This window comes from Stenotrophomonas oahuensis, from assembly GCF_031834595.1.
GTDB classification, from domain to species: Bacteria; Pseudomonadota; Gammaproteobacteria; order Xanthomonadales; family Xanthomonadaceae; genus Stenotrophomonas; species Stenotrophomonas oahuensis.
Genome location: NZ_CP115541.1, coordinates 546132 through 567039, shown reverse-complemented (window position 1 = coordinate 567039; position 20908 = coordinate 546132). Strand labels below are relative to the sequence as shown.

Below are 20908 nucleotides of genomic sequence, written 5' to 3'. Positions count from 1 at the left end.
CCCGTGTACACCATCCGCCGCGCCGGCCCGGACGATGCACCGACCCTGTCGGTGCTGGCCGCGCGCACCTTCGTGGAAACCTTTGGTCACCTGTATCCGCCGCAGGATCTGCAGAATTTTCTGGACGAAGCCTACGCGGAGGACCGCCAGCGGGTGATCCTCTCGCACCCGGACTACGCGGTCTGGTTGCTGGAAAAGGACGGTGTGGCCGTCGGCCACGCCGCCGCCGGCCCGTGCGGCCTGCCGCATGACGATGTGAAGCCCGGCGACGGCGAGCTCAAGCGGCTGTACCTGATCAAGGATGAGCAGAGCTGCGGCTGGGGCAGCCGCCTGCTGGAAACCGCGCTGGCCTGGCTGGAACGCGACGGTCCGCGCACCCTGTGGCTGGGGGTGTGGTCGGAGAACTTCGGCGCGCAGCGCTTCTACGCCCGCTACGGATTCAGCAAGGTCGGCACCTACGAATTCCCGGTCGGGCAGGTGCGCGACCTGGAGTTCATCCTGCGGCGCGTACCCTGATCGCATGACTCCCTCTGTGTTGCTGCTGCACGGCATCTGGAATGCCCGCGCCTGGGTTGGGCCGTTGGCCTGGCGGCTGCGCGCGCGCGGCTTCCGCGTGGACACGTTTGGCTATTCCAGCGTGTTCGGCGGACCGGAGGTGGCGGTGCCGCAATTGCTCAAGCGCCTGCAGGGCAGTGAGCCGATATCGCTGGTGGGGCACAGCCTGGGCGGACTGGTCGCCCTGGAAGCCCTGCGCCAGCAGCCCGACCTGCCGGTCTCCCGCGTGGTCTGCCTGGGCTCGCCGCTGCGCGGATCAGGCACCGCCCGCTCGCTGGCCGACCATGGCTGGGCGATGGCACTGGGGCGGAGTGGCGAACTCCTGCTCGATGGCCTGCCGGCCTGGGAGGGCAAGGCACAGGTGGGGCTGATCGCCGGCTCGGTGCCGCACGGCCTGGGCAGTCTGCTCGGGGCCATCGGCGAGGCGTCCGATGGCACCGTGGCGCTGGATGAAACCCGTCTGCCCGGCCTGGCCGACCACTGCGTGGTGGCCGCCAGCCACAGCGGGCTGGTGTTCTCGCCGGAGGCCGCGCGCCAGACCGCCGCCTTCCTGCGCGACGGCCGGTTCCGCCACGATCCGGCCGCCCACGCGGCCTGAACAAGGCCGGCTAACACGTTCGCAGCGCCTGATCGGGTAGAATCCGCGCCCTGTTCCTGACTTCATGCACGGAAACACCCATGGGTAGAGGCCCCTCCATCGAAGCCCGCAAGAATGCGTCTGACGCAAAGCGCGGCAAGATTTTCACCAAGATCATCCGCGAGATCGGCGTGGCCGCGCGCGGCGGTGGAGGCGACCCCAACAACAACCCGCGTCTGCGCGTGGCGATGGACAAGGGCCTGGCTGCGAACATGTCCAAGGACGTGATCGAGCGCGCCATCAAGAAGGCCACCGGTGAGCTGGAAGGCGTGGTGTACGAGGAAGTGCGCTACGAGGGCTATGCCCCCGGCGGCGTGGCGGTGATCGTGGACTGCCTGACCGACAACCGCGTGCGCACCGTCGCCGATGTCCGCCATGCCTTCAGCAAGTGTGGCGGCAACATGGGCACCGACGGCTCGGTGGCCTTCATGTTCAAGCGCCTGGGCGTGCTCAGCTTCGCCCCCGGCGCGAACGAAGAAGCCATCACCGAGGCGGCCATCGAGGCCGGTGCGGATGACATCGTGGTGTACCCCGATGACGGCTCGATCGACGTGGTAACGGCATCGGACGCCTTCCAGGCGGTCAAGGACGCCATGACGGCGGCCGGCCACGTGCCGGACCATGCCGAGATCACCTTCCGCGCCGACAACGACATCAAGGTCGAGGGCGACACCGCCCTGCAGGTCAAGAAGATGCTGGACATGCTGGAAGACCTGGACGACGTCCAGGACGTGTACTCCAACGCCGATCTCGGCGCGGACGCCTACGCCTGACGGCGTAGTCCCCCATGGTCCGGATCCTCGGCATCGACCCCGGTTCGCAGCGGACCGGGGTGGGCATCATTGATGTCGACCCCACCGGCAAGGTGGTGCATGTGCACCACCTGCCGCTGGTGCTGCTGGGTGCCGATGACTTCCCCCAGCGCATGAAGCTGCTGGTGCAGGGGCTGTCGGCACTGGTCGACGAGTACCGCCCGCACGAGGTGGCCATCGAAAAGGTGTTCATGGCCCGCAACCCCGATTCTGCCCTCAAGCTCGGCCAGGCCCGTGGCGCGGCGATTTCGGCGGTGGTCATGCGCGACCTGCCGGTGCACGAGTACGCGGCCAGCGAGATCAAGCTGGCGGTGGTCGGGCGGGGCGGGGCGGAAAAGCAACAGGTCCAACACATGGTCGGGCTTATGCTGAACCTGAAAACCAAGCTGCAGGCCGACGCCGCCGACGCGTTGGCGGTGGCCATCACCCATGCCCACGTAAGGGCGACGGCGCAGCGCCTGGGGGTCAATGCCCGCCAGGCCTGGAGCCGGAAATGAGGACAACTGCATGATTGGTCGTCTGCGCGGGATCCTGGCCTACAAGGCACCGCCGTGGCTGCTGCTGGACGTCAATGGCGTCGGCTATGAACTGGAAGCGCCGATGAGCACCTTCTACGACCTGCCCGACCTGGGCCGGGAAGTGGTGCTGTTCACCCATTACGCGCAGAAGGAAGACAGCGTTTCGCTGTACGGCTTCCTGCGCGAGGGCGAGCGCCGGTTGTTCCGCGACGTGCAGAAGGTCAGCGGCATCGGGGCCAAGATCGCGCTGGCGGTGCTGTCGGCGGTGAGCGTGGACGAGTTCGCGCGCATGGTGCAGGCGGGCGACGTCACCGCATTGACCCGCATCCCTGGCATCGGCAAGAAGACTGCCGAGCGCATGGTGCTGGAGTTGCGCGACCGCGCGGCCAACTTCAGCGGTGGCGGTGCGCCGATATCCGGTGCGATCGGACCCGACCCGGTGTCCGAGGCCACCGTGGCCCTGCAGCAGCTGGGCTACAAACCGGCCGAAGCGGCGCGCATGGCGCGCGACGCCAACGCCGACGGCGACGATGTCGCCACTGTGATCCGCAAGGCCCTGCAGGCCGCGCTGCGCTGAGGCGCGGCTCTCCCTTTCCAGAAAAGACGCCAGACCGGAGTCCCATGTCCAGCACTTCCCATCAGCACGACAGCGCGCACGCGGGCCACGGGCATGCCCCGCCAGGCAGCGGCATGGCGCTGATGATCGGTGCCATCGGCGTGGTGTTCGGCGACATCGGGACCAGCCCGCTGTACACCCTGAAGGAAGCCTTCTCCGAGCACTACGGGCTGGTGGGCAACCATGACACCGTGCTCGGCGTGCTGTCGCTGGCGTTCTGGGCGCTGATGCTGGTGGTGACGCTCAAGTACGTGACCATCATCATGCGCGCCGACAACGACGGCGAAGGCGGAATCATGGCCTTGATGGCCCTGACCCAGCGCACCATGCGCAACGGCTCGCGTTCGGCGTATGTGGTCGGGATCCTCGGCATCTTCGGGGCGTCGCTGTTCTTCGGCGACGGGGTCATCACCCCTGCCATTTCGGTGCTGGGCGCGGTGGAAGGCCTGGAGGTGGCCGCGCCGGGCCTGCATGCGTTCATCGTACCGATCACCGTGGTGGTGCTGTTGATGGTGTTTGCCGCGCAGCGCTTCGGCACCGAGAAGATCGGCAAGGCGTTCGGACCGATCACCTCGGTGTGGTTCATCTCATTGGCGGCGATCGGCCTGTACAACATCGTCGACGCACCGGAAGTGCTCAAGGCCTTCAACCCCTACTGGGCGGTGCGCTTCTTCATGGACCACAGCTGGCACGGCATCTTCATCCTCGGCGCAGTGGTGCTGGCGGTGACCGGTGGCGAGGCGCTGTATGCCGATATGGGCCACTTCGGGGCCAAGCCCATCCGCCACGCCTGGTACTTCTTCGTGCTGCCATGCCTGGTGCTGAACTACCTGGGGCAGGGCGCGCTGGTGCTGAACCACCCCGAGGCGGTGAAGAACCCGTTCTTCGAGGCGGTGCCGGACTGGGCGCTGTATCCGATGATCATCCTGGCCACCATGGCCGCGGTGATCGCCTCGCAGTCGGTGATCACCGGCGCGTTCTCGGTCTCGCGCCAGGCCATGCAGCTGGGCTACATCCCGCGCATGCGCATCACCCACACCTCGCACGACACCATCGGCCAGATCTACATTCCCGGCATCAACTGGGGCATTGCGGTGATGGTGATCGGGCTGGTGCTGGCCTTCCGCAGTTCGTCCAACCTGGCCGTGGCCTACGGCATTTCGGTGTCGGCCACCATGCTGATCGACACCCTGCTGCTGGCGCTGGTGGCGCGCGCGCTGTGGCCGCGCACGCGCTACTGGATCATTCCGCTGTGCGTGGTGTTCTTCATCATTGACCTGGGCTTTGTGATCGCCAACGGGGCCAAGCTGCTGCAGGGCGCGTGGTTCCCGGTGGTGCTGGGCATCGTGCTGTTCACCATGATGCGCACCTGGCGGCGCGGCCGTGAGCTGCTGCGCGACGAGATCCGCAAGGACGGTATCCGTCTGGACACCTTCCTGCCCGGGCTGATGCTGGCCCCGCCGGTGCGGGTGCCGGGCACGGCGGTGTTCCTCACCGCCGACCCGAGCGTGGCCCCGCATGCGTTGATGCATAACCTCAAGCACAACAAGGTGCTGCACGAACGCAACGTGTTCCTGCACGTGGAGACGCTGCCGATTCCGTATGCGATGGAGGGGCAGCGGCTGAAGATCGAGTCGGTGGGCGACGAGTTCTACCGGGTGTTCGTGCGTTTCGGCTTCATGGAAACCCCGGACGTGCCGCTGGCGCTGATGCGCTCGTGCGACCACGGCGGCATCTACTTCGACCCGATGGACACCACCTTCTTCGCCAGCCGCGAGACCATCGTGGCCACCGCCAACCGCGGCATGCCGATCTGGCGCGACAAGCTGTTCGCGCTGATGCACCGCAATGCCGCCCCGGCCACCGGGTTCTTCCGGATTCCGGGCAACCGGTTGGTGGAGCTGGGCGCGCAGGTCGAGATCTGACGCGGCGACCGACCAGCGGTCGGCCGCTACCGGACATTTTTGCCATCTCTGGTAGGTGACGACCGTTGGTCGTCACCCGTTTTGCCGCATAATCGCGGGATGACTGACGACCGCATCATCGGTGCCGGCGCGACCCGCGAGGACGACAGCACCGACGCCAGCATCCGCCCCAAGCGCATGGCCGATTACCTCGGCCAGGCCCCCGTGCGCGAGCAGCTGTCGATCTACATCGAAGCGGCCAAGGCACGCAGCGAAGCGCTCGACCACGTACTGATCTTCGGCCCGCCCGGGCTCGGCAAGACCACCCTGAGCCACGTGATCGCCAACGAGCTGGGCGTCGCCCTGCGGGTGACCTCCGGCCCGGTGATCGAGAAGGCCGGTGACCTGGCCGCGCTGCTGACAAACCTGCAGCCGCACGACGTGCTGTTCGTGGACGAAATCCACCGCCTGTCGCCAGTGGTCGAGGAAGTGCTGTATCCGGCGATGGAAGACTTCCAGATTGACATCATGATCGGTGAGGGGCCCGCCGCCCGCTCGATCAAGATCGACCTGCCGCCGTTCACCCTGATCGGGGCCACCACCCGCGCCGGCCTGCTGACCGCGCCGCTGCGCGACCGCTTCGGCATCGTGCACCGGCTGGAGTTCTACACCCCGGAGGAACTGACCCGGATCGTGCGCCGCTCGGCCACCATCCTGGGCATCGACTGCACCGCGGAAGGGGCCGCCGAGATCGCGCGGCGTTCGCGCGGCACCCCGCGCATCGCCAACCGGCTGCTGCGGCGGGTGCGCGATTATGCGCAGGTCAAGGCGGGCGGGCATATTGATCAAGAGGTGGCGCAGGCCGCCATGCAGATGCTCAAGGTCGACCCGGAAGGCTTCGACGACCTCGACCGGCGCATGCTCAAGACCCTGATCGATTACTTCGACGGCGGCCCGGTGGGCGTGGAATCCATGGCCGCGGCGCTGTCGGAAGAGCGGGGCACGCTGGAAGACGTGGTCGAACCCTATCTGATCCAGCAGGGCTTCCTGGTGCGCACCGCGCGCGGCCGCATGGCCACGCACAAGGCCTACCGGCACATGGGGCTGAAGCCGAAGAACCCGCCGGCCGACCTGTTCGCCGAGGTGCCCGATGGTGGTTGATCCCCGGTTCAGTTGGCCGACACGCATTTATTGGGAAGATACGGACGCAGGTGGCGTGGTCTACCACGCCCGCTACGTGGCCTTCATGGAGCGGGCACGGACCGAATGGATGCGCGCGCTGGGCTTCGGCCAGGAGCGCACCCGCATCGAGCACGGGCTGGTGTTTGCCGTGCGTTCGATGAGCATGGATTTCCTGAAGCCGGCGCGGCTGGACGACGCGCTGGCGGTAAGTGCCCGGCTGGTGCAGTGCAAGCGCGCCAGCATGGTGTTCAGCCAGGCAGTGTGTCGCGGCGATGAAACGCTGCTGACCGCCCAGGTGAAGATCGCGGCATTGGACGCCTCCACATTCAAACCACGTGGCATGGACGATGTTCTGCATGCCGCGTTGAAACCCTACGAATTTCCAGAATCCGCATACTGAGGAACACCGGATGATCGCAATGCTCCTGGCCCTGCAGGCCACCGTGGTCGAGGCACTGCCGCAGGAAGTAACCAGCGCTGCGTCGCAGGCTGTTGCGCAGAACGCGCACGGCGGCATCAACTATTTCGAGCTGATGACCAAGGCCAGCTACCCGGTGATCTTCATCGTGCTGCTGCTGCTGGCCGGCTCGTTCATCAGCTGGATCATCATCTTCCGCAAAGCCCGTGTGTTCAGTGCGGCCAACCGCCAGGCCGATGAGTTCGAAGGCCGCTTCTGGTCCGGTGCCGATCTGGGCAAGCTGTACACCGCCGCCACCGACCGCAACCGCAAGGTCGGCGGTCTGGAAGCCATTTTCGAGTCCGGTTTCCGTGAATTCACCCGTCTGCGCGAAGGCCGCCGGCTGGATGCCCGCGCACAGCTGGAAGGGGCGCAGCGCGCCATGCGCACCACCTATACCCGCGAAGTGGACCAGCTGGAGCGCAACCTGGAACTGCTGGCCAACATCGGTTCGACCGCGCCGTACGTCGGCCTGGTGGGTACCGTGTTCGGCATCATGGTGACCATGCACGACATGATCAACAGCGGCGAGCAGGCCGGTATCGCCTCGGTCGCACCGGGCATCTCCGAAGCGCTGTTCGCCACCGCGATCGGCCTGTTCGTGGCGATTCCGGCGGTGTGGGCCTACAACCGCTTCACCACCCGGGTCGAGCGCCTGTCGGTGCGGTTTGAAACCTTCGCCGATGAGTTCAGCTCGATCCTGCAGCGCCAGACCTCGAACGACGCCTGAGCGCGGCAGACAGGAGCTCCGATATGACCGCTGCCATCGGCCGCCGCAAGCGCCGCAAGCTCAAATCTGAAATCAACGTCGTTCCCTACATCGACGTCATGCTGGTGCTGCTGATCATTTTCATGGTCACCGCGCCGCTGCTCACCCTCAGCTTCGATGTGGACCTGCCCAGTTCGCAGGCCAAGGCGCTGGAAAGCAAACAAGACCCGGTGGTTGTCTCGGTACGCCTGGACGGCCAGCTCAGCCTCAAGCTGCCTGACGCCAAGCAGCCGGAGCCGGTGGATGCCACCCAGCTGCAGGCACAGCTCGGCGCGCTCATCAGCCAGGACAAGAATCTGCGCGTGATCGTGGCCGCCGACAAGGCTGTCGCCTATGAAAAAGTCGTGGACGCGATGAACGTGATCAAACGCGCCAACGTGGAGAAGGTGGGTCTGGCGACCGATGCAAACTAACGTTCTGCCGCCGCCGCGTTCCCCCGAAGACGACTGGGCGTTGCCGGTCGTCCTGGCGGTTGCCGTGCACCTGCTGGTGGCCCTGGTGCTGATTGCCGGCTGGTTGTGGTCGCCTGACCGCAACACCGAGGCCGCAGTGGGCGATCCCGCGTTGGAAGCCAGCATGACCCTGACCGCGTCGGAAGCCGCCGCAGCCCGTCAGGCGCTGCGCGCATCGGAAAAACTGCCCGACCTGCCCGAGCCGGTGGCGCAGCCGACCCCGGTGGAAGAAGACACCGTGCCGCCTCCGCAGCCGCTGCCCGAACCGCGTCCGCAGGATGCGCTGAGCCCGCAGCAGCAACAGGCGCAGGAACGTATCGCCCAGCCCGACAAGGTCGACCAGGCTGCGGTCAACGCGATGGCGATCTCGGCAGAGAAGGAAAAGCAGGAGCAGGAAGCCAAGCGTCGCCAGGAACAGATTGACTTGACCGAGCGCGAACGCCAGAAAGAGGCCGAGCAGAAGGCACGGCTGGCCAAGCAGCAGGAAGCCGAGCAGCAGAAGAAGCTGGCCGAGCAGGCGCAGAAAGCCAACGATGCCAAGGCGGAAGCGGAGCGGCAGAAGAAGATTGCCGAGATCCGCAGCCGTCGCGAAGCGGCCGAGAAGGAAGCCAAGCTGGCCGAGCAGAAGCTGCGCCAGGTCACGGCGGCGCGTGCGGCGTCCGGTGCCTCCACCAGCGGTTCCGCCGGTGCTGCGCAGCCCTCCGCGGGCGGTGGCGGTACCAGCGACGACCTGTCGGCCAAGTACGCCGCCGCGATCCAGCAGAAGGTGCTGGCACAGTGGCAGCGACCGGATTCGGTACCATTGGGGCAGAGGTGCCAGATTGCGATCACCCAGATTCCGGGCGGTACTGTGATCCAGGCCAAGGTCAGCTCCAGCTGTCCGTTCGATGAGGCCGGCAAGCGCTCAATCGAGGCCGCCGTGCTCAATGCCCAGCCGCTGCCGTACCGCGGGTTCGAGTCGGTGTTTACTCGAACGGTCAATTTCACCTTCACCGCCCAGGATCGTTGATATCCGATGAGGACGATTGGCAAATGGATGCTGGCGGGCCTGATCGCCGGAATCAGTCCGGCTTCCCTGGCCTCTACGGACCTGGAAGCGGAGTATGTGGCGGCGATCCATTCGCGCGTGCTGGGGAACTGGACCCTTCCGGCGACGCTGAAGCCCGGGTCGCGCTGCGAGGTCAAGGTTGTGCAACTGCCGGGCGGGGCGATCGCCAGCGCGACCGTCACGGCGGACTGCGAGTTCGACGAGGCGGGGAAAGCGTCCATCGAAGCCGCCGTGCTGCGTGCGCAGCCGCTGCCGTACCGCGGATTTGAGTCCGTCTTCCAGCGTTGGATGATGCTGAAGTTCCAAGCACCGCTGCGCTGACGATGCGGATCTGGACGCCTGTTTCTGTTAACGGCATGTGATCAAATCGCCGCTGACCACTCGGATTTCACACCCGGTTGGTTCATGATTGCGAAACTGTTCACCGCACTGCTGTTATCCCTCGTAATTGGTTTTCTCTTACTGAGCGCTCAATGAAGAAGATGCCTCGCTGGTTTGCCGTGTTTGCGGCTCTACTGCTGCCCTTCGCCGCCGTCGCGCAACAGCGCGGTCTGGATATCGACATCATCGGCGGCAACGCCTCGGCCACGCCGATCACCGTGGCCCCCATGCCCTACCAGGGGTCGGCTGCAGCCCCGGAGACCGACGTCGCCGCTGTGGTCCGCGCTGACCTGGAGCGTTCCGGCCAGTTCCGCAACCTGCCGGTCGAGCAGATCCTGGAAAAGCCCACCCGCGGCGGCGAGATCAATTTCGCCACCTGGCGCGCGCTGAAGCAGAACTACATCGTGGTCGGCCGCGTGCTGGATGCCGGTGCCGGCGCGTACCGCGTGGAGTATGAGCTGTACGACGTGCCCAAGGGTGAGCGCCTGCTGGGCCTGGCCATGACCGCGCGCAGCACCGCGATGCGTGACGTGGCCCACCAGATGGCCGACGCCATCTACGAGAAGATCACCGGCGTGCGTGGGGCCTTCTGGACCCGTATTGCCTACGTCACCGCCAGCGGCAAGGGCGCAGCCATGCGCTATGCGCTGATGGTGGCTGATTCGGACGGCTACAACCCGCAGACCATCGTGCGTTCGGCCGAACCGCTGCTGTCGCCGTCGTGGAGCCCGGACGGCAACCGCCTGGCCTATGTCAGCTTCGAGCGGGGCAATTCGGCGATCTACATCCAGAACATCACCACCGGTGCCCGTGAGCTGATCACCAGCTTCCGCGGCATCAACAGTGCTCCGTCGTTCTCGCCGGACGGCCGCCGCCTGGCCCTGTCGCTGTCGCGCAGCGGCAACCCGGAAATCTACGTCATGGACCTGGGCAGCAAGCAGCTGACCCAGCTCACCAACCACTTCGCCATCGACACCGAGCCGACCTGGAGCGCCGACGGCAGCAGCATCTACTTCACCTCCGACCGGGGTGGACGCCCGCAGATCTACCAGGTGGCCTCCAGTGGCGGCAGCGCCTCGCGGGTCACCTTCCAGGGCAACTACAACGCCACGCCGGGCGTCTCCTATGACGGCAAAAAGATCGTCATGGCCCAGGGCAGCGGCAACACCTACAAGATCGCGATGATGGACAGCAGCCTGGGCTCCCCGCGCTGGAGCACCCTGTCCGTCGGGTCGCTCGACGAATCGCCGAGCTTCGCGCCCAACGCAAGCATGGTGTTGTACGCCGCCCGCGAGGGTGGACGTGGGGTTTTGTATGCAGTTTCGGCCGACGGGCGCGTGCGCCAGCGGTTGGTACTGGCGGACGGCGACGTTCGTGAGCCTTCTTGGTCGCCATACCGTACAAAGCGCTAACAGAGTGTTAAGATTCGCCCGTATTCATCCCCTCATCCGGCTTTAGCCCTCAAAGGTATTCTATGAACAAGTCCACCCGCGTTCTGCTTGTCTCCCTGCTGTCTGTGGCCGTCCTGGCCGGCTGTTCCAAGAAGGTGAAGGAAGAGGCTCCGGCCCCGGTCGACACCGGCTCCACCACCCAGCCGACCGGCCCGTCGACCTCCGGCCTGTACGGCCCGGGCGACCTGGACACCGACGCCTGCCTGCGCCAGCGCGTGGTGTACTTCGACCTGGACAAGGAAGAAGTGAAGTCGGAATTCCAGGCCATCATGGCTTGCCACGCCAAGTACCTGCGTGACCGTCCGTCCTCGCGCATCACCCTGCAGGGTCACACCGACGAACGCGGTTCGCGCGCTTACAACCAGGCCCTGGGTGAGCGTCGTAGCGCCGCCGTGAACTCGGCTCTGCAGGCCAACGGTGGCTCGGCTTCGCAGCTGACCGACGTGTCCTACGGTGAAGAGCGTCCGGTCTGCACCGAGTCGAACGAGTCCTGCTGGTCGCAGAACCGTCGCGTCGAAATCGTCTACACCGCGCAGTAAGTCATGCGCATCGGCATCAAACTGATGCTGGTCGTTGCGGCAGCCCTCGTGGCTGCCGCACCGGCGCAGGCCCAGCGGCAGAGCCTGGCCGACCGCGTTGGCGCGCTCGAGCAGCAGATGTACAACAACAGCTCCAACCAGGACCTGTTGAACCAGATCAATGCCCTGCGCCAGCAGGTGCAGCAGCTGCAGAGCACGGTTGAACAGCTCCAGCACGACAACGCCCAGCAGAAACAATCCGCCCAGGATCAGTACCTGGACCTCGACGGTCGTCTGAATCGTCTGGAAGGCGGCGCTGCACCGGCACTTCCGGCCGTCCCGGCTGCGAACGCCCCGGCCGCTGCCAAGCCCGCCGCGCCGAAACCGCCTGTGGTCGCCACCGAGCGACCCCCGTCCGTGCACGGCGATGCCGGTGCCCTGGCCGCCAGCGGCGACGAGCGCACCATGTACAACGTGGCCTTTGACTCGCTCAAGGCCGGCAAGTACGACGAATCGGCGCAGATGTTCCTGAGCTTCCTGGAGCTCTACCCGAACGGCGTCTACACCCCCAACGCGCTGTACTGGCTGGGTGAAAGCTACTACGCCATCCGCAATTTCCCGCAGGCGGAGGCGCAGTTCCGCGACCTTATCGCCCGCTATCCGACCCACGACAAGGCGTCGGGCGGTCTGCTCAAGATCGGCCTGTCGCAGTATGGCGAAGGCAAGGTCGACGAGGCCCAGGCGACCCTGGAGCAGGTGGTCAGCACCTACCCAGGCTCGGACGCCGCCCGTACCGCGCAGGACCGCCTGCAGTCGATCCGGCTGGGCCAGCAGATCCGCTGACGCCCCCACCGGCCCAGGCCGGTATAATGTTGGATTGAATGATGGCCGGGCTTTGCCCGGCCGCGCCCGTTTCCGAAGTCTTCTGCTCATGAACGCCACCTCGTCCGCCGCCGCCGCCGCGCTTCCCAGCGACATCGTGCAGTCGCCCCTGCCCAGGCTGAAGATCACCGAGATCTTCACCTCCCTGCAGGGCGAAGCCGATGCTGCCGGCTGGCCGAGCGTGTTCGTGCGCCTGACCGGCTGCCCGCTGCGCTGCACCTACTGCGATACCGCCTATGCCTTCCACGGCGGCACCTGGTGGGATATCGACGATATCGTCGCCGAGGTGCGGGCCCAGGGCGTCCAGCACGTCTGCGTGACCGGCGGTGAACCGCTGGCGCAGAAGCGCTGCCTGATCCTGCTGGAGAAGCTCTGCGAGGCCGGCCTGGACGTCTCGTTGGAGACCTCCGGCGCGCTCGACGTCAGCGGGGTAGACCCGCGGGTGTCGCGGGTGGTGGACCTGAAGACCCCGGACTCCGGCGAAATGGCCCGCAATCGGCTGGAGAACCTGCCGCTGCTGACCCGTCGCGACCAGATCAAGTTCGTGCTGTGCAGCCGGGAAGACTACGAATGGGCGCGCGGCATGGTTCTCGAGCACGCGCTCAATGAGCGCAGCATGGTGCTGTTCTCGCCCAGCAAGGGCCAGGTCACGCCGCGCCAGCTGGCCGACTGGATCGTGGAAGACCGCCTTCCGGTCCGCTTCCAGATGCAGCTGCACAAGATTCTCTGGGACGACGAGCCAGGGCGTTGAGCCCGTTCGCGGTCCCTAGAAGTATCCCGGCGCGGGACAGCGTGCTGGTCCCCACAACCCACCGGATGTATTTCATGAAGAACGCAGTCGTGCTTCTTTCCGGCGGCATGGATTCCGCCGCCGTCATCGCCATCGCCCGTGAGCAGGGCTTCGCCGTACACGCCCTGAGCGTGCGCTATGGCCAGCGCCATACCTCGGAGCTGGACGCGGCCGCCAACGTGGCCAAGGCCCTGGGCGTGGTCGCACACAAGACCGTCAACGTGGACCTGCGCAGCATCGGCGGTTCGGCCCTGACCGATGATATCGACGTGCCCGAAGCGGGCGGCGAGGGCATTCCTGTTACCTATGTGCCGGCGCGCAATACCATCATGCTGTCGGTGGCGTTGGGCTGGGCCGAGGTTCTCGGTGCCAGCGACATCTTCTGCGGCGTCAACGCGGTGGACTATTCCGGCTACCCGGACTGCCGCCCGGAGTTCATCCAGGCCTTCCAGACGCTGGCGAACCTGGCCACCAAGGCCGGCGTGGAAGGGGCGGGCATCCAGGTACACGCGCCCCTGCAGTTCCTGAGCAAGGCCGACATTGTGCGCGAAGGCGTGCGCCTGGGCGTGGATTTTGGCCTGACCGTGTCCTGCTACAACGCCGACGAGCAGGGCCGGGCGTGCGGTCACTGCGACGCCTGCCGCCTGCGCGCGCAGGGCTTTGCCGACGCCGGCGTGGCCGACCCCACCCGCTACGTCTGAGCCCGGATTCACCGGGCGGGTGTGACAGGCCGCCAAAGTGGGTTAGAATGCGCACCCCCGGCGCAATGCCAGGGGCAGCAATGGGCCGTTAGCTCAGTCGGTAGAGCAGAAGACTTTTAATCTTTTGGTCGAAGGTTCGAATCCTTCACGGCCCACCAGTTGCTTCAATGATTCAAGGCGCTCATCGAGCGCCTTTTTCATGCCGGATACATCTGGTCATGACCATGGCCGTGCTGCGTCAGAAGCGGCACATGCCTTCGCATCGCCTGTCGACAAAGGCTGCAGAGGTCCGTTCGAGGGCGTCGCGCTGCTCCTGTTGCAGGCGTGGGGCAGCTGATCGGATCTGCTCCAGAATGGCGTCGCGCTGGTCGAGGTCCAACGCGCTGGCGAACGAAGCCGAATTGGCCTCGAAGGCCTCCAAAACCGCTGCATGGATCAAGGGGAAATCGCCATCGATCGCGCTCAGCGTCCGTATTGCGTTTTCCAGTTGCCCCATGACCGCCTTGCGTGCAATTTTGCCTTGCAGCTTGTCCTGAGCGGTTACCTCCTCAGGCTTCTGATCCGATGCATAGCGTCCGAGCACGCCAGCAATCGGGGCCGTGCAGCGCAGCATGAAGGAATCCAGGACAGCAAACTTAGCCTCGTGCCGATGCCGGTTCTGGATGACGCGCTGATTCATGCGCTCGACATAAGCGGCTGCGCGCTCCTGACCGATCTCAGGCTGTGGCAGGTCCAGCGTCAACAGCTGGATTGCGGCCTCGGATGCTCTTGAACAGATGCCCATCAGTTGACTTACATCCTCAGGGCCATACTCAGGCTCTTCCAGCAACCGCCTGTGGTCAGCGATGATCTCGACCAGATCGGTGGCATCTTTGCTGTCCAGCAACCCGGGGGTCTTCTTATGAGTAGCCTCGAACACCAGCATCTTGAGCTCCAGCAGCGCCATCTGCTGCTCGGATTCTCTGGCGCTCATGTCCTGGATCATTGTTGCCGACAGTGCGCTGCCAGAAGCGACAAGTAGCATCAGCCCGCAGGCACGTGTAATCAGATTGACCTGCGCTGCCATTGGCCGGACGCTCCATGTCGGGAAAGGTAAAAGCGTACGTGTGCGTCGCCCACACCCGCAAGTGTGTGGGGCGTCGAATTCAAAGCGTGACGCCCATCAGCAAGCTGCAACATGAGCGAAGGCGCGGCACTTTCGCCGTCGCCTTCTGGCTACAATCGCTTCATCCCGGTAGGTCCCGGGCGCTGATAAGTGCTCCACAGTGAAGATTCTTCTGACAGGAAGTTCAGGCCGGGTCGGGCGCGCCATCTTTGGTGCACTGGCCGCGCGCCATGATGTGGTCGGGATCGACCGCACTCCCTTTGCGACCACCCGCCACGTCGGCGATGTCACCGATCCCCACGTGCTGGCGACTGCGCTGGAAGGCGTGGATGCGGTCATCCACGCGGCCGCGTTGCATGCCCCGCATGTGCCGTTGCACAGCGAGAGCGAATTCAAGCGAATCAATGTAGATGGCACGCTGGCCCTTGCCCGTTTGTCACGCGAGGCGGGCGTCCGGCGGTTGGTGTTTACCAGTACGACGGCGTTGTACGGACATGCCATTGCGCCGGGGCAGTGCACCTGGGTGGACGAGCAGACAGTGCCGCAACCCCGCACCGTGTATCACCGCTCCAAGCTGGCCGCCGAACAGGGGCTGGAAGACATGGCGGAAGAAGGCTTCCAGGTGCGGGTGATCCGCATGTCGCGCTGTTTCCCGGAAACGCCGGACCGCATGTTGCTGTATCGCCTGCATCGCGGCGTGGACGTGCGCGACGTGGCAGATGCGCATGTGGCGGCGCTCGGCAACGGTGGGCCAGCGTTCCAGCGCTATATCGCCAGCGGGAGCACCCCGTTCCTGCGCGCGGACTGCGAGGCGCTGGTGACACATCCGCGCGAGGTGCTGGCGCTGCGCTGCCCACAGTGGCTGGCCGAGTACGACCGACGTGGCTGGGCGCTGCCGGTGATTGACCGCATTCATGATGCATCGGCGGCGCGGGAGGGGTTGGGCTGGGTCAGTCGGCGCGGGCCGGAGGCAGTGCTGGAGCAGTTGGCCGTGGGCAGTATTGAAGTGCTGCCGGAGAAGCGGCGCGCCGCCGTAGAGCCGGGCTTGCCCGGCTGAACGTATCCGTGCGTCGCAGCCGGGCAAGCCCGGCTCTACAAGGGCGAAGGTGCCATTGCGGCCGCCCAGCCGGGCAAGCCCGGCTCTACGTGGTATGGACGTGGGGTGGGGCAGACTGGGGCCTCTCAACAGGGTGCTGGAGCTCCCATGAAACGTCCTCTTCTGCTCGGCCTGGCTGCACTGGCGTTGGCGGCATGCTCCAAACCCGAACCCACGCCGACTGAATCGCCGGCGCAGCCACCCGTGGCGGCGGAACCGACGGCTCCGGCCGTGCCTGCACCCACGCCTGCACCAACGCAAGGCCCATCCTTCGACTGTAACCAGGCCAGTTCCGACGCCGAAACCCAGGTCTGCAACGATGCGGAACTGTCCGCGCTGGATCGGCGGCTCGCTGAGCTTTACAAGGCTGCGCAGACCAGCCCGGACGAGTTGGATATCGCCGCAGAGCAGCGCGGCTGGATCAAGGGACGTGATGCGTGTTGGCAGGCGGTGGATGCCCGGCGCTGCCTGGTCGAGGCCTACCAGACGCGCATTGTCGAACTGCAGATCGCGACCTCGCCCGGCCCGGCACCCTTGCCGGTGAACTTCGTCTGCGAGGGCAGCGAGAAGCCGCTGGCGGTGACCTACTACAACGAGATCGAGCCGAAGGCCGCGTTGATCCGGCTGGGGCAGGACCAGGCGATCGCGTTCCTGGCTCCTGCTGCCAGCGGCGCGCGCTACACCCGCGAGGGCGTGGAGTTCTGGGAACACCAGGGCGAGGTCACGCTGGCCTTCTATGGCACCCGGTTGAGCTGCCGCAAGCCGACGTAGAGCCACGCCCTGCGTGGCTGCATTAACGGAATTCGCCCGACACCGCGAAGCCACGCAGGGCGAGGCTCTACGCGGGAGAGCGAGACCGCGGTTGAGGGCTGCGGAATCAGGCCGCCAGGGGCGGCTGAAGCGTATCGCGGATGGCGTCCAGCAGTTCACTCATGCTGTACGGCTTGGGCAGGAAGCGCATGCTCGCCGTCAACTGCGGCAATACCTGTGCCGGTTGCAGTCCGGAGGTCACCAGCACAGGCAACCCAGGCTGGTACTCCTGGATGAGATGGGCCGCTTCCAATCCGCTTACGCCGCCGAGGCAGACATCGGTGAACACCAGGTCGTAGCGCTCGCCGGCGCGCAGCAGCCCCAGCGCGGCCTCGGCGGTGCTGACCGCCGCCACCTCGCAGGCCTGGCTTTCCAGGGTGATCCGGCTCAGTTCACGGGTGTCCTCGCTGTCTTCAACCAGCAGGATTCGGGGGACGGGGTGGTGCTTGGACAGCAACATGGAACGGGTTTCCTGCAGGTCGGTGGTCAAAAGGCGCGCAAGTATCGCCGCTGCGCCAGTGAGGAAATCGTGCAGGACACCTCATTACGTTGTCGTTACGCGGCCGGCAGCCGTTGTCCACCGGTCAGCTGCGGACAGGTAGAGTCAGGGATTGAACAGATATTGAATACAGGAGTGCACCCATGCAGTGTCCCGTCTGCACCACCCAGGCGCTGGTGATGTCCGAGCGCCAGGGCATCGAAATTGATTACTGCCCACAGTGCCGCGGGGTCTGGCTGGACCGGGGCGAGCTGGACAAGATCATCGAGCGTTCGGCTGCTGCAAGCGCACCGGCACCGGTGCGTGCCGCTCCCCCGCCGCCGCCGCCGGAAGTGCGGCATCGCGATACCCGCCATCTGGGCCAGCAGCATTACGGCGATCAGCACGGCGGATACCGGAAGAAGAAGAAAGAAAGCTTCCTGTCCGATATTTTCGATTTCTGAGGGTAGTGCCGGCCGCTGGCCGGCACCCCATCATTCCTAGAACCACACCCGCACACCGGCGACCCACCGTGTATCACGCAGGTGTTCGCCGGCCGCGCGGTGGTAATCGGCGGTGTCGCCAAACACGCGCTCATGGCTGATGCCGATGTACGGCGCAAAGCGCCGGTTGAACTCGTAGCGCAGGCGCAGGCCGGCTTCCACCTTGTTCAGACCGCTGCCAATGCCGCGCTCCGGCTCGTCCTTGGCGGCGACCGTCGCCTCCACCAGCGGCTGCAGGATCAGCCGGTTGGTCAGCAGCAGTTCGTACTCGACTTCAGCTGTGGCCATCACCTGGCCACCTTCGCCCACATAGGCCGTTGCCGAGGTCTCGAACTTGTACGGGGCCAGCCCCTGTATGCCGAACGCGGCCCAGGTGCGTGACTCGGCCGGGCGGAAGTCCTGCTTCACCCCGACCAGGACGTCCCACCACGGCGACACGCTACGCCCGTACAGCACCTCCAGGTCGGCGGCGTCAGTGCGGCCACCGCTGCGCTCGCCCTCGCTGCGCAGCCACAGGCGATTGAGATTGCTGCCGACCCAGCCGCTGGCTTCCCAGGCCTGGCCGCTGCCGTACTTCCCGTCCCAACCCTCCAGGCGGTTGATCAGCAGCAGGCTGTGGATGTCCGGCGCATGCTCCATCGCGCCGTGGTCAATCGGCGGAAACGCCGCAGCACGGTCCGCATCGGTAACCGCCGGGATCGGCTCACGTGGCAGATCTGTCGTGGGGGTGCCGTGGTCCATGGCAGCATGATCCATGCTCGAGTGATCCATCTTCGAATGATTCATCTTCGAGTGATCCATGCCCGCCTGTGACTGCGCCCACGCAGGCGAAACGATCATCAGCAGGGCGACGCTGAGGCTGCAGCGAGTGAGAGTCCGGCTCATTCTTCGATCCTCACTTCGCGCATCATGCCCGCTTCCATGTGGTACAGCAGGTGGCAGTGGTAGGCCCAGCGGCCGAGCGCGTCGGCCCGCACGCGATAGCTGCGGCGGGTGCCGGGCGGCATGTCGATGGTGTGCTTGCGCAACTGGAAGTCGCCATTGGCATTCTCCAGGTCGCTCCATACTCCATGCAGATGAATCGGGTGCTGCATCATGGTGTCGTTGACCAGCACGATGCGCATGCGCTCGCCGTAGTTCAGGCGCAAGGGTTCGGCGCTGGCAAAGGGAATGCCATCGAACGACCAGCTGAACTTCTCCATGTGCCCGGTCAGGTGCAGCTCGACCTCGCGGCCAGGTTCGCGTCCATCGGGATCCTCGAACAGGCTGTGCATCGCACCGTAGGTCAGAACCGTTCGCCCGTTGTCGCGCAGGCCGATGCCTGGATCGTCCAGCTTCGGATCGGTGGCGTTGCTGCGCATGTCGATCAGCGGATTGTTGTCCTCGCTGGGGGCATGACGCGGGGCCTTGCTGTCCGCGCCGCCGTGCCCAGCGTGCCCCATGTGCGCGCCGCAGCCGCCTTCCATGCCCTTCATCGCATGCGTGCCGTGGTCCATGCCGGGGCCCATGTCATGTCCCATGTCACTCATGGTCAGCAGCGGTCGTGCATCACGCGCAGGAATGGGAGCCTGCAGGCCGTGGCGCACCGCCAACGTGCCGGCAGCGTAGCCGGTGCGGCCCATGTCCTGGCAGAACACGGTGTAGGCATCCTGACCGCTGGGTTCGACGATCACATCGAAGGTTTCAGCCGGTGCGATGCGGAACTCATCCACACTCACCGGGTGGATGTACTGCCCGTCGGCGGCGACCACGGTCATCTTCAAACCGGGGATGCGCACGTCGAAGTAGGTCATCGAGCCGCCATTGATGAAGCGCAGCAGCACCTTCTCGCCACTGCGGAACAGGCCGGTCCAGTTGCCGGCCGGGGCGGTGCCGTTGAGCAGGTAGGTATAGGTGTGAGCGTTGATGTCGGAGATGTCGGTGGGGGTCATGCGCATGCGCCCCCACATGCCGCGATCCGCGGTGGCCGCCGCCCAGCCATCCCGGCGCACATCGCGCAGGAAGTCGGGCAGGGTGCGCTTGTAGTAGTTGTCGTGTTCGGCAAGCTTCTTCATGCGCCGGAACAGCGCACCCGGATCCATGTCGGTCCAGTCCGACAGCAGCATCACGTGCTCGCGGTCATACCGGTACGGAGCTGGCTGCAACGGGTCGACGATCAGCGCGCCGTACAGGCCGGCCTGTTCCTGGAACATGGAATGGCTGTGGTACCAGTAGGTGCCGGACTGCTTGAGGGTGAAGCGGTAGTCGTAGGCTTCGCCGGGGGCGATGCCGTTGAAGCTCAGGCCGGGCACCCCGTCCATGTTGGCCGGCAGCAGAATGCCGTGCCAGTGGATCGAGGTTGGGTGGCCCTGCAACGCGTTGGCTACGCGCACGTGCACGGTGTCACCTTCGCGCCAGCGCAGAATGGGCGCGGGCAGGCTGCCGTTGACGGTAATGGCCGGACGGGTGCGGCCGGTGAAGTTGGCCAGCGATTCGCCGATGTTCAGCTGAAACGCGGTGCCGGTGAGTACCTGGGGGGCGGTGGCCGCAGCCGGGCGGGCCGCCAGCACGCGGTTGGGCAGCATGGCCGAGAGGCCGCCGACAACGCCACCCGCGGCCAGTCCTTGTACGAACAGACGGCGCGAAGGCAGTGCCGGCGTGCCGGCACCGGTGGAACGGGGAGAACGCATGGAAACTCCAGATCGGTTCTGAATGGCACGCGCAGGTGCCACAACAACGCACGCACAAGGCGGCGTCCAGTCACGCAGAAGACTGCGGCAGGGCGATCAGGCGATGGGAGGCCGCGTGATGCGGTCCAGCGGCGGCGGCGGTAATGCGGCACCGGACTCGCGCAGCGGTGCCTGCGCCAGCGGCATCGGCGTGGGCAGCCACAGCACCTGGGCAGTCAGGCTGGGCTGTTGGGCGCAGTTGCGCAGGCAGTCCTTGAGCCGGCACTGATCGCCGTCATGGGGTTTCTGGGCATCATGACCGGGCGTGTGCGCCTGGGCCGGCACTGCGTCATGTCCGCCATGCGCCGTTGCAGCCTCGCTGTGACAAGGCGGCGCACCGGGGGCGGTCGCCACGGTGGGCAGCAGGGCCAGCGCCATGGGCGCGGCCATGCCGATGTTCAGCCCGTTGAACAACAGGCTGAGCATCAGAACCACGCGCAGGAGCAGGCCACCGGGCGACATGAACGGCATCTTGGCAGCAAACCGGGACGGGCGCACCTGCGCCTGAACGCGGGATTCAACTCTGGACCTGTGT

Annotated in this window: 25 protein-coding genes and 1 tRNA gene; 21 read left to right on the top strand and 5 right to left on the bottom strand. The window is 65.8% G+C overall.

The features are described from left to right. The first annotated feature begins 3 nt into the window (after positions 1-3). The 18 genes from PDM29_RS02510 to PDM29_RS02425 all read left to right on the top strand — a co-directional run bounded on the left by PDM29_RS02510 (position 4) and on the right by PDM29_RS02425 (position 13831). Entirely contained in the window at positions 4-516 is a 513-nt protein-coding gene (locus PDM29_RS02510; protein WP_311192328.1) for a GNAT family N-acetyltransferase, read from the top strand. Between the two features lie 4 nt (positions 517-520). Then, complete coding sequence (locus PDM29_RS02505) at positions 521-1153, top strand: esterase/lipase family protein (RefSeq protein WP_311192327.1); 633 nt, start codon at positions 521-523, stop codon at positions 1151-1153. A gap of 80 nt (positions 1154-1233) precedes the next feature. Beyond that, on the top strand, positions 1234-1965 hold the full coding sequence (locus PDM29_RS02500; RefSeq protein ID WP_311192326.1) for a YebC/PmpR family DNA-binding transcriptional regulator: 732 nt from the start codon (positions 1234-1236) through the stop codon (positions 1963-1965). A 14-nt stretch (positions 1966-1979) separates the two neighbouring features. Continuing rightward, positions 1980-2501 carry a crossover junction endodeoxyribonuclease RuvC gene (gene ruvC / locus PDM29_RS02495; protein WP_311192325.1) on the top strand — a complete coding sequence of 174 codons (522 nt, stop codon included), beginning with the start codon at positions 1980-1982 and terminating at the stop codon, positions 2499-2501. A 10-nt stretch (positions 2502-2511) separates the two neighbouring features. Further along, a complete protein-coding gene (ruvA, locus tag PDM29_RS02490) occupies positions 2512-3099 on the top strand; it encodes a Holliday junction branch migration protein RuvA (RefSeq protein WP_311192324.1) in 588 nt (195 codons plus the stop codon). Between the two features lie 44 nt (positions 3100-3143). Beyond that, a complete protein-coding gene (locus tag PDM29_RS02485) occupies positions 3144-5063 on the top strand; it encodes a potassium transporter Kup (RefSeq protein WP_425508706.1) in 1920 nt (639 codons plus the stop codon). Between the two features lie 99 nt (positions 5064-5162). Beyond that, a complete protein-coding gene (ruvB, locus tag PDM29_RS02480) occupies positions 5163-6203 on the top strand; it encodes a Holliday junction branch migration DNA helicase RuvB (protein ID WP_311192323.1) in 1041 nt (346 codons plus the stop codon). Continuing rightward, positions 6193-6624: a tol-pal system-associated acyl-CoA thioesterase gene (gene ybgC / locus PDM29_RS02475; RefSeq protein WP_311192322.1), complete on the top strand. Its 432-nt coding sequence runs from the start codon at positions 6193-6195 to the stop codon at positions 6622-6624. Before ruvB ends, ybgC begins: the two co-directional genes overlap by 11 nt. A gap of 10 nt (positions 6625-6634) precedes the next feature. After that, positions 6635-7411, top strand: coding sequence for a protein TolQ (gene tolQ, locus PDM29_RS02470; RefSeq protein WP_311192321.1), 777 nt, complete (start codon positions 6635-6637; stop codon positions 7409-7411). A gap of 23 nt (positions 7412-7434) precedes the next feature. After that, entirely contained in the window at positions 7435-7863 is a 429-nt protein-coding gene (tolR, locus tag PDM29_RS02465) for a protein TolR (protein WP_311192320.1), read from the top strand. After that, the gene (gene tolA, locus PDM29_RS02460; protein ID WP_311192319.1) at positions 7853-8911 is read left to right on the top strand and encodes a cell envelope integrity protein TolA; all 1059 of its coding nucleotides are present in this window, start codon (positions 7853-7855) and stop codon (positions 8909-8911) included. The genes tolR and tolA overlap by 11 nt, the downstream gene beginning before the upstream one ends. A 6-nt stretch (positions 8912-8917) precedes the next feature. Continuing rightward, positions 8918-9271: a TonB C-terminal domain-containing protein gene (locus PDM29_RS02455; RefSeq protein ID WP_311192318.1), complete on the top strand. Its 354-nt coding sequence runs from the start codon at positions 8918-8920 to the stop codon at positions 9269-9271. Between the two features lie 152 nt (positions 9272-9423). Then, complete coding sequence (gene tolB, locus PDM29_RS02450; RefSeq protein WP_311192317.1) at positions 9424-10743, top strand: Tol-Pal system beta propeller repeat protein TolB; 1320 nt, start codon at positions 9424-9426, stop codon at positions 10741-10743. A 62-nt stretch (positions 10744-10805) separates the two neighbouring features. Next, complete coding sequence (gene pal / locus PDM29_RS02445; RefSeq protein ID WP_311192316.1) at positions 10806-11321, top strand: peptidoglycan-associated lipoprotein Pal; 516 nt, start codon at positions 10806-10808, stop codon at positions 11319-11321. A 3-nt stretch (positions 11322-11324) separates the two neighbouring features. Beyond that, on the top strand, positions 11325-12143 hold the full coding sequence (gene ybgF / locus PDM29_RS02440) for a tol-pal system protein YbgF (protein WP_311192315.1): 819 nt from the start codon (positions 11325-11327) through the stop codon (positions 12141-12143). An 88-nt stretch (positions 12144-12231) separates the two neighbouring features. After that, on the top strand, positions 12232-12933 hold the full coding sequence (gene queE / locus PDM29_RS02435) for a 7-carboxy-7-deazaguanine synthase QueE (RefSeq protein WP_311192314.1): 702 nt from the start codon (positions 12232-12234) through the stop codon (positions 12931-12933). Between the two features lie 74 nt (positions 12934-13007). Beyond that, positions 13008-13673, top strand: a complete 666-nt coding sequence (gene queC, locus PDM29_RS02430) for a 7-cyano-7-deazaguanine synthase QueC (protein WP_311192313.1) — start codon at positions 13008-13010, stop codon at positions 13671-13673. Positions 13674-13755: 82 nt separating this feature from the next. After that, a tRNA-Lys gene (locus tag PDM29_RS02425) sits at positions 13756-13831 on the top strand. An 80-nt stretch (positions 13832-13911) separates the two neighbouring features. On the opposite strand, the gene PDM29_RS02420 is transcribed toward PDM29_RS02425, so the two are convergent. Continuing rightward, positions 13912-14739 carry a hypothetical protein gene (locus PDM29_RS02420; RefSeq protein WP_311192312.1) on the bottom strand — a complete coding sequence of 276 codons (828 nt, stop codon included), beginning with the start codon at positions 14737-14739 and terminating at the stop codon, positions 13912-13914. 199 nt (positions 14740-14938) lie between these two features. Between PDM29_RS02420 and PDM29_RS02415 the strand changes: the two genes are divergently transcribed. Then, complete coding sequence (locus PDM29_RS02415; RefSeq protein WP_311192311.1) at positions 14939-15835, top strand: NAD-dependent epimerase/dehydratase family protein; 897 nt, start codon at positions 14939-14941, stop codon at positions 15833-15835. A 147-nt stretch (positions 15836-15982) separates the two neighbouring features. Then, positions 15983-16645 (top strand): MliC family protein, encoded by a 663-nt coding sequence (locus PDM29_RS02410; RefSeq protein WP_311192310.1) that lies wholly within the window; start codon positions 15983-15985, stop codon positions 16643-16645. Between the two features lie 106 nt (positions 16646-16751). Here PDM29_RS02410 and PDM29_RS02405 read toward each other — a convergent pair whose 3' ends face one another. Further along, on the bottom strand, positions 16752-17144 hold the full coding sequence (locus PDM29_RS02405; protein ID WP_311192309.1) for a response regulator: 393 nt from the start codon (positions 17142-17144) through the stop codon (positions 16752-16754). 182 nt (positions 17145-17326) lie between these two features. Here PDM29_RS02405 and PDM29_RS02400 point away from each other — a divergent pair, with 182 nt between their 5' ends. Further along, positions 17327-17626: a TFIIB-type zinc ribbon-containing protein gene (locus PDM29_RS02400; protein WP_311192308.1), complete on the top strand. Its 300-nt coding sequence runs from the start codon at positions 17327-17329 to the stop codon at positions 17624-17626. A gap of 36 nt (positions 17627-17662) precedes the next feature. Here PDM29_RS02400 and PDM29_RS02395 read toward each other — a convergent pair whose 3' ends face one another. The 3 genes from PDM29_RS02395 to PDM29_RS02385 all read right to left on the bottom strand — a co-directional run bounded on the left by PDM29_RS02395 (position 17663) and on the right by PDM29_RS02385 (position 20835). Continuing rightward, the gene (locus PDM29_RS02395) at positions 17663-18505 is read right to left on the bottom strand and encodes a copper resistance protein B (protein WP_311193706.1); all 843 of its coding nucleotides are present in this window, start codon (positions 18503-18505) and stop codon (positions 17663-17665) included. Positions 18506-18546: 41 nt separating this feature from the next. Continuing rightward, positions 18547-20334: a copper resistance system multicopper oxidase gene (locus tag PDM29_RS02390; RefSeq protein WP_311192307.1), complete on the bottom strand. Its 1788-nt coding sequence runs from the start codon at positions 20332-20334 to the stop codon at positions 18547-18549. 96 nt (positions 20335-20430) lie between these two features. Beyond that, a complete protein-coding gene (locus tag PDM29_RS02385; protein ID WP_311192306.1) occupies positions 20431-20835 on the bottom strand; it encodes a CopL family metal-binding regulatory protein in 405 nt (134 codons plus the stop codon). Positions 20836-20908: the final 73 nt, after the last annotated feature.

What these genes read in the sequence shown, in the direction of transcription:
- PDM29_RS02485 (WP_425508706.1), top strand. Translation starts at nt 3,144, where the DNA reads ATGTCCAGCACTTCCCATCAGCACGACAGCGCGCACGCGGGCCACGGG.
- ruvB (WP_311192323.1), top strand. Translation starts at nt 5,163, where the DNA reads ATGACTGACGACCGCATCATCGGTGCCGGCGCGACCCGCGAGGACGAC.
- PDM29_RS02410 (WP_311192310.1), top strand. Translation starts at nt 15,983, where the DNA reads ATGAAACGTCCTCTTCTGCTCGGCCTGGCTGCACTGGCGTTGGCGGCA.
- PDM29_RS02405 (WP_311192309.1), bottom strand. Translation starts at nt 17,144, where the DNA reads ATGTTGCTGTCCAAGCACCACCCCGTCCCCCGAATCCTGCTGGTTGAA.
- pal (WP_311192316.1), top strand. Translation starts at nt 10,806, where the DNA reads ATGAACAAGTCCACCCGCGTTCTGCTTGTCTCCCTGCTGTCTGTGGCC.
- tolQ (WP_311192321.1), top strand. Translation starts at nt 6,635, where the DNA reads ATGATCGCAATGCTCCTGGCCCTGCAGGCCACCGTGGTCGAGGCACTG.
- ruvC (WP_311192325.1), top strand. Translation starts at nt 1,980, where the DNA reads ATGGTCCGGATCCTCGGCATCGACCCCGGTTCGCAGCGGACCGGGGTG.
- PDM29_RS02390 (WP_311192307.1), bottom strand. Translation starts at nt 20,334, where the DNA reads ATGCGTTCTCCCCGTTCCACCGGTGCCGGCACGCCGGCACTGCCTTCG.
- tolR (WP_311192320.1), top strand. Translation starts at nt 7,435, where the DNA reads ATGACCGCTGCCATCGGCCGCCGCAAGCGCCGCAAGCTCAAATCTGAA.
- ybgC (WP_311192322.1), top strand. Translation starts at nt 6,193, where the DNA reads ATGGTGGTTGATCCCCGGTTCAGTTGGCCGACACGCATTTATTGGGAA.
- queC (WP_311192313.1), top strand. Translation starts at nt 13,008, where the DNA reads ATGAAGAACGCAGTCGTGCTTCTTTCCGGCGGCATGGATTCCGCCGCC.
- PDM29_RS02400 (WP_311192308.1), top strand. Translation starts at nt 17,327, where the DNA reads ATGCAGTGTCCCGTCTGCACCACCCAGGCGCTGGTGATGTCCGAGCGC.
- tolA (WP_311192319.1), top strand. Translation starts at nt 7,853, where the DNA reads ATGCAAACTAACGTTCTGCCGCCGCCGCGTTCCCCCGAAGACGACTGG.
- PDM29_RS02505 (WP_311192327.1), top strand. Translation starts at nt 521, where the DNA reads ATGACTCCCTCTGTGTTGCTGCTGCACGGCATCTGGAATGCCCGCGCC.
- PDM29_RS02385 (WP_311192306.1), bottom strand. Translation starts at nt 20,835, where the DNA reads ATGTCGCCCGGTGGCCTGCTCCTGCGCGTGGTTCTGATGCTCAGCCTG.
- ybgF (WP_311192315.1), top strand. Translation starts at nt 11,325, where the DNA reads ATGCGCATCGGCATCAAACTGATGCTGGTCGTTGCGGCAGCCCTCGTG.
- PDM29_RS02420 (WP_311192312.1), bottom strand. Translation starts at nt 14,739, where the DNA reads ATGGCAGCGCAGGTCAATCTGATTACACGTGCCTGCGGGCTGATGCTA.
- ruvA (WP_311192324.1), top strand. Translation starts at nt 2,512, where the DNA reads ATGATTGGTCGTCTGCGCGGGATCCTGGCCTACAAGGCACCGCCGTGG.
- PDM29_RS02455 (WP_311192318.1), top strand. Translation starts at nt 8,918, where the DNA reads ATGAGGACGATTGGCAAATGGATGCTGGCGGGCCTGATCGCCGGAATC.
- tolB (WP_311192317.1), top strand. Translation starts at nt 9,424, where the DNA reads ATGAAGAAGATGCCTCGCTGGTTTGCCGTGTTTGCGGCTCTACTGCTG.
- queE (WP_311192314.1), top strand. Translation starts at nt 12,232, where the DNA reads ATGAACGCCACCTCGTCCGCCGCCGCCGCCGCGCTTCCCAGCGACATC.
- PDM29_RS02500 (WP_311192326.1), top strand. Translation starts at nt 1,234, where the DNA reads ATGGGTAGAGGCCCCTCCATCGAAGCCCGCAAGAATGCGTCTGACGCA.
- PDM29_RS02395 (WP_311193706.1), bottom strand. Translation starts at nt 18,505, where the DNA reads ATGATCGTTTCGCCTGCGTGGGCGCAGTCACAGGCGGGCATGGATCAC.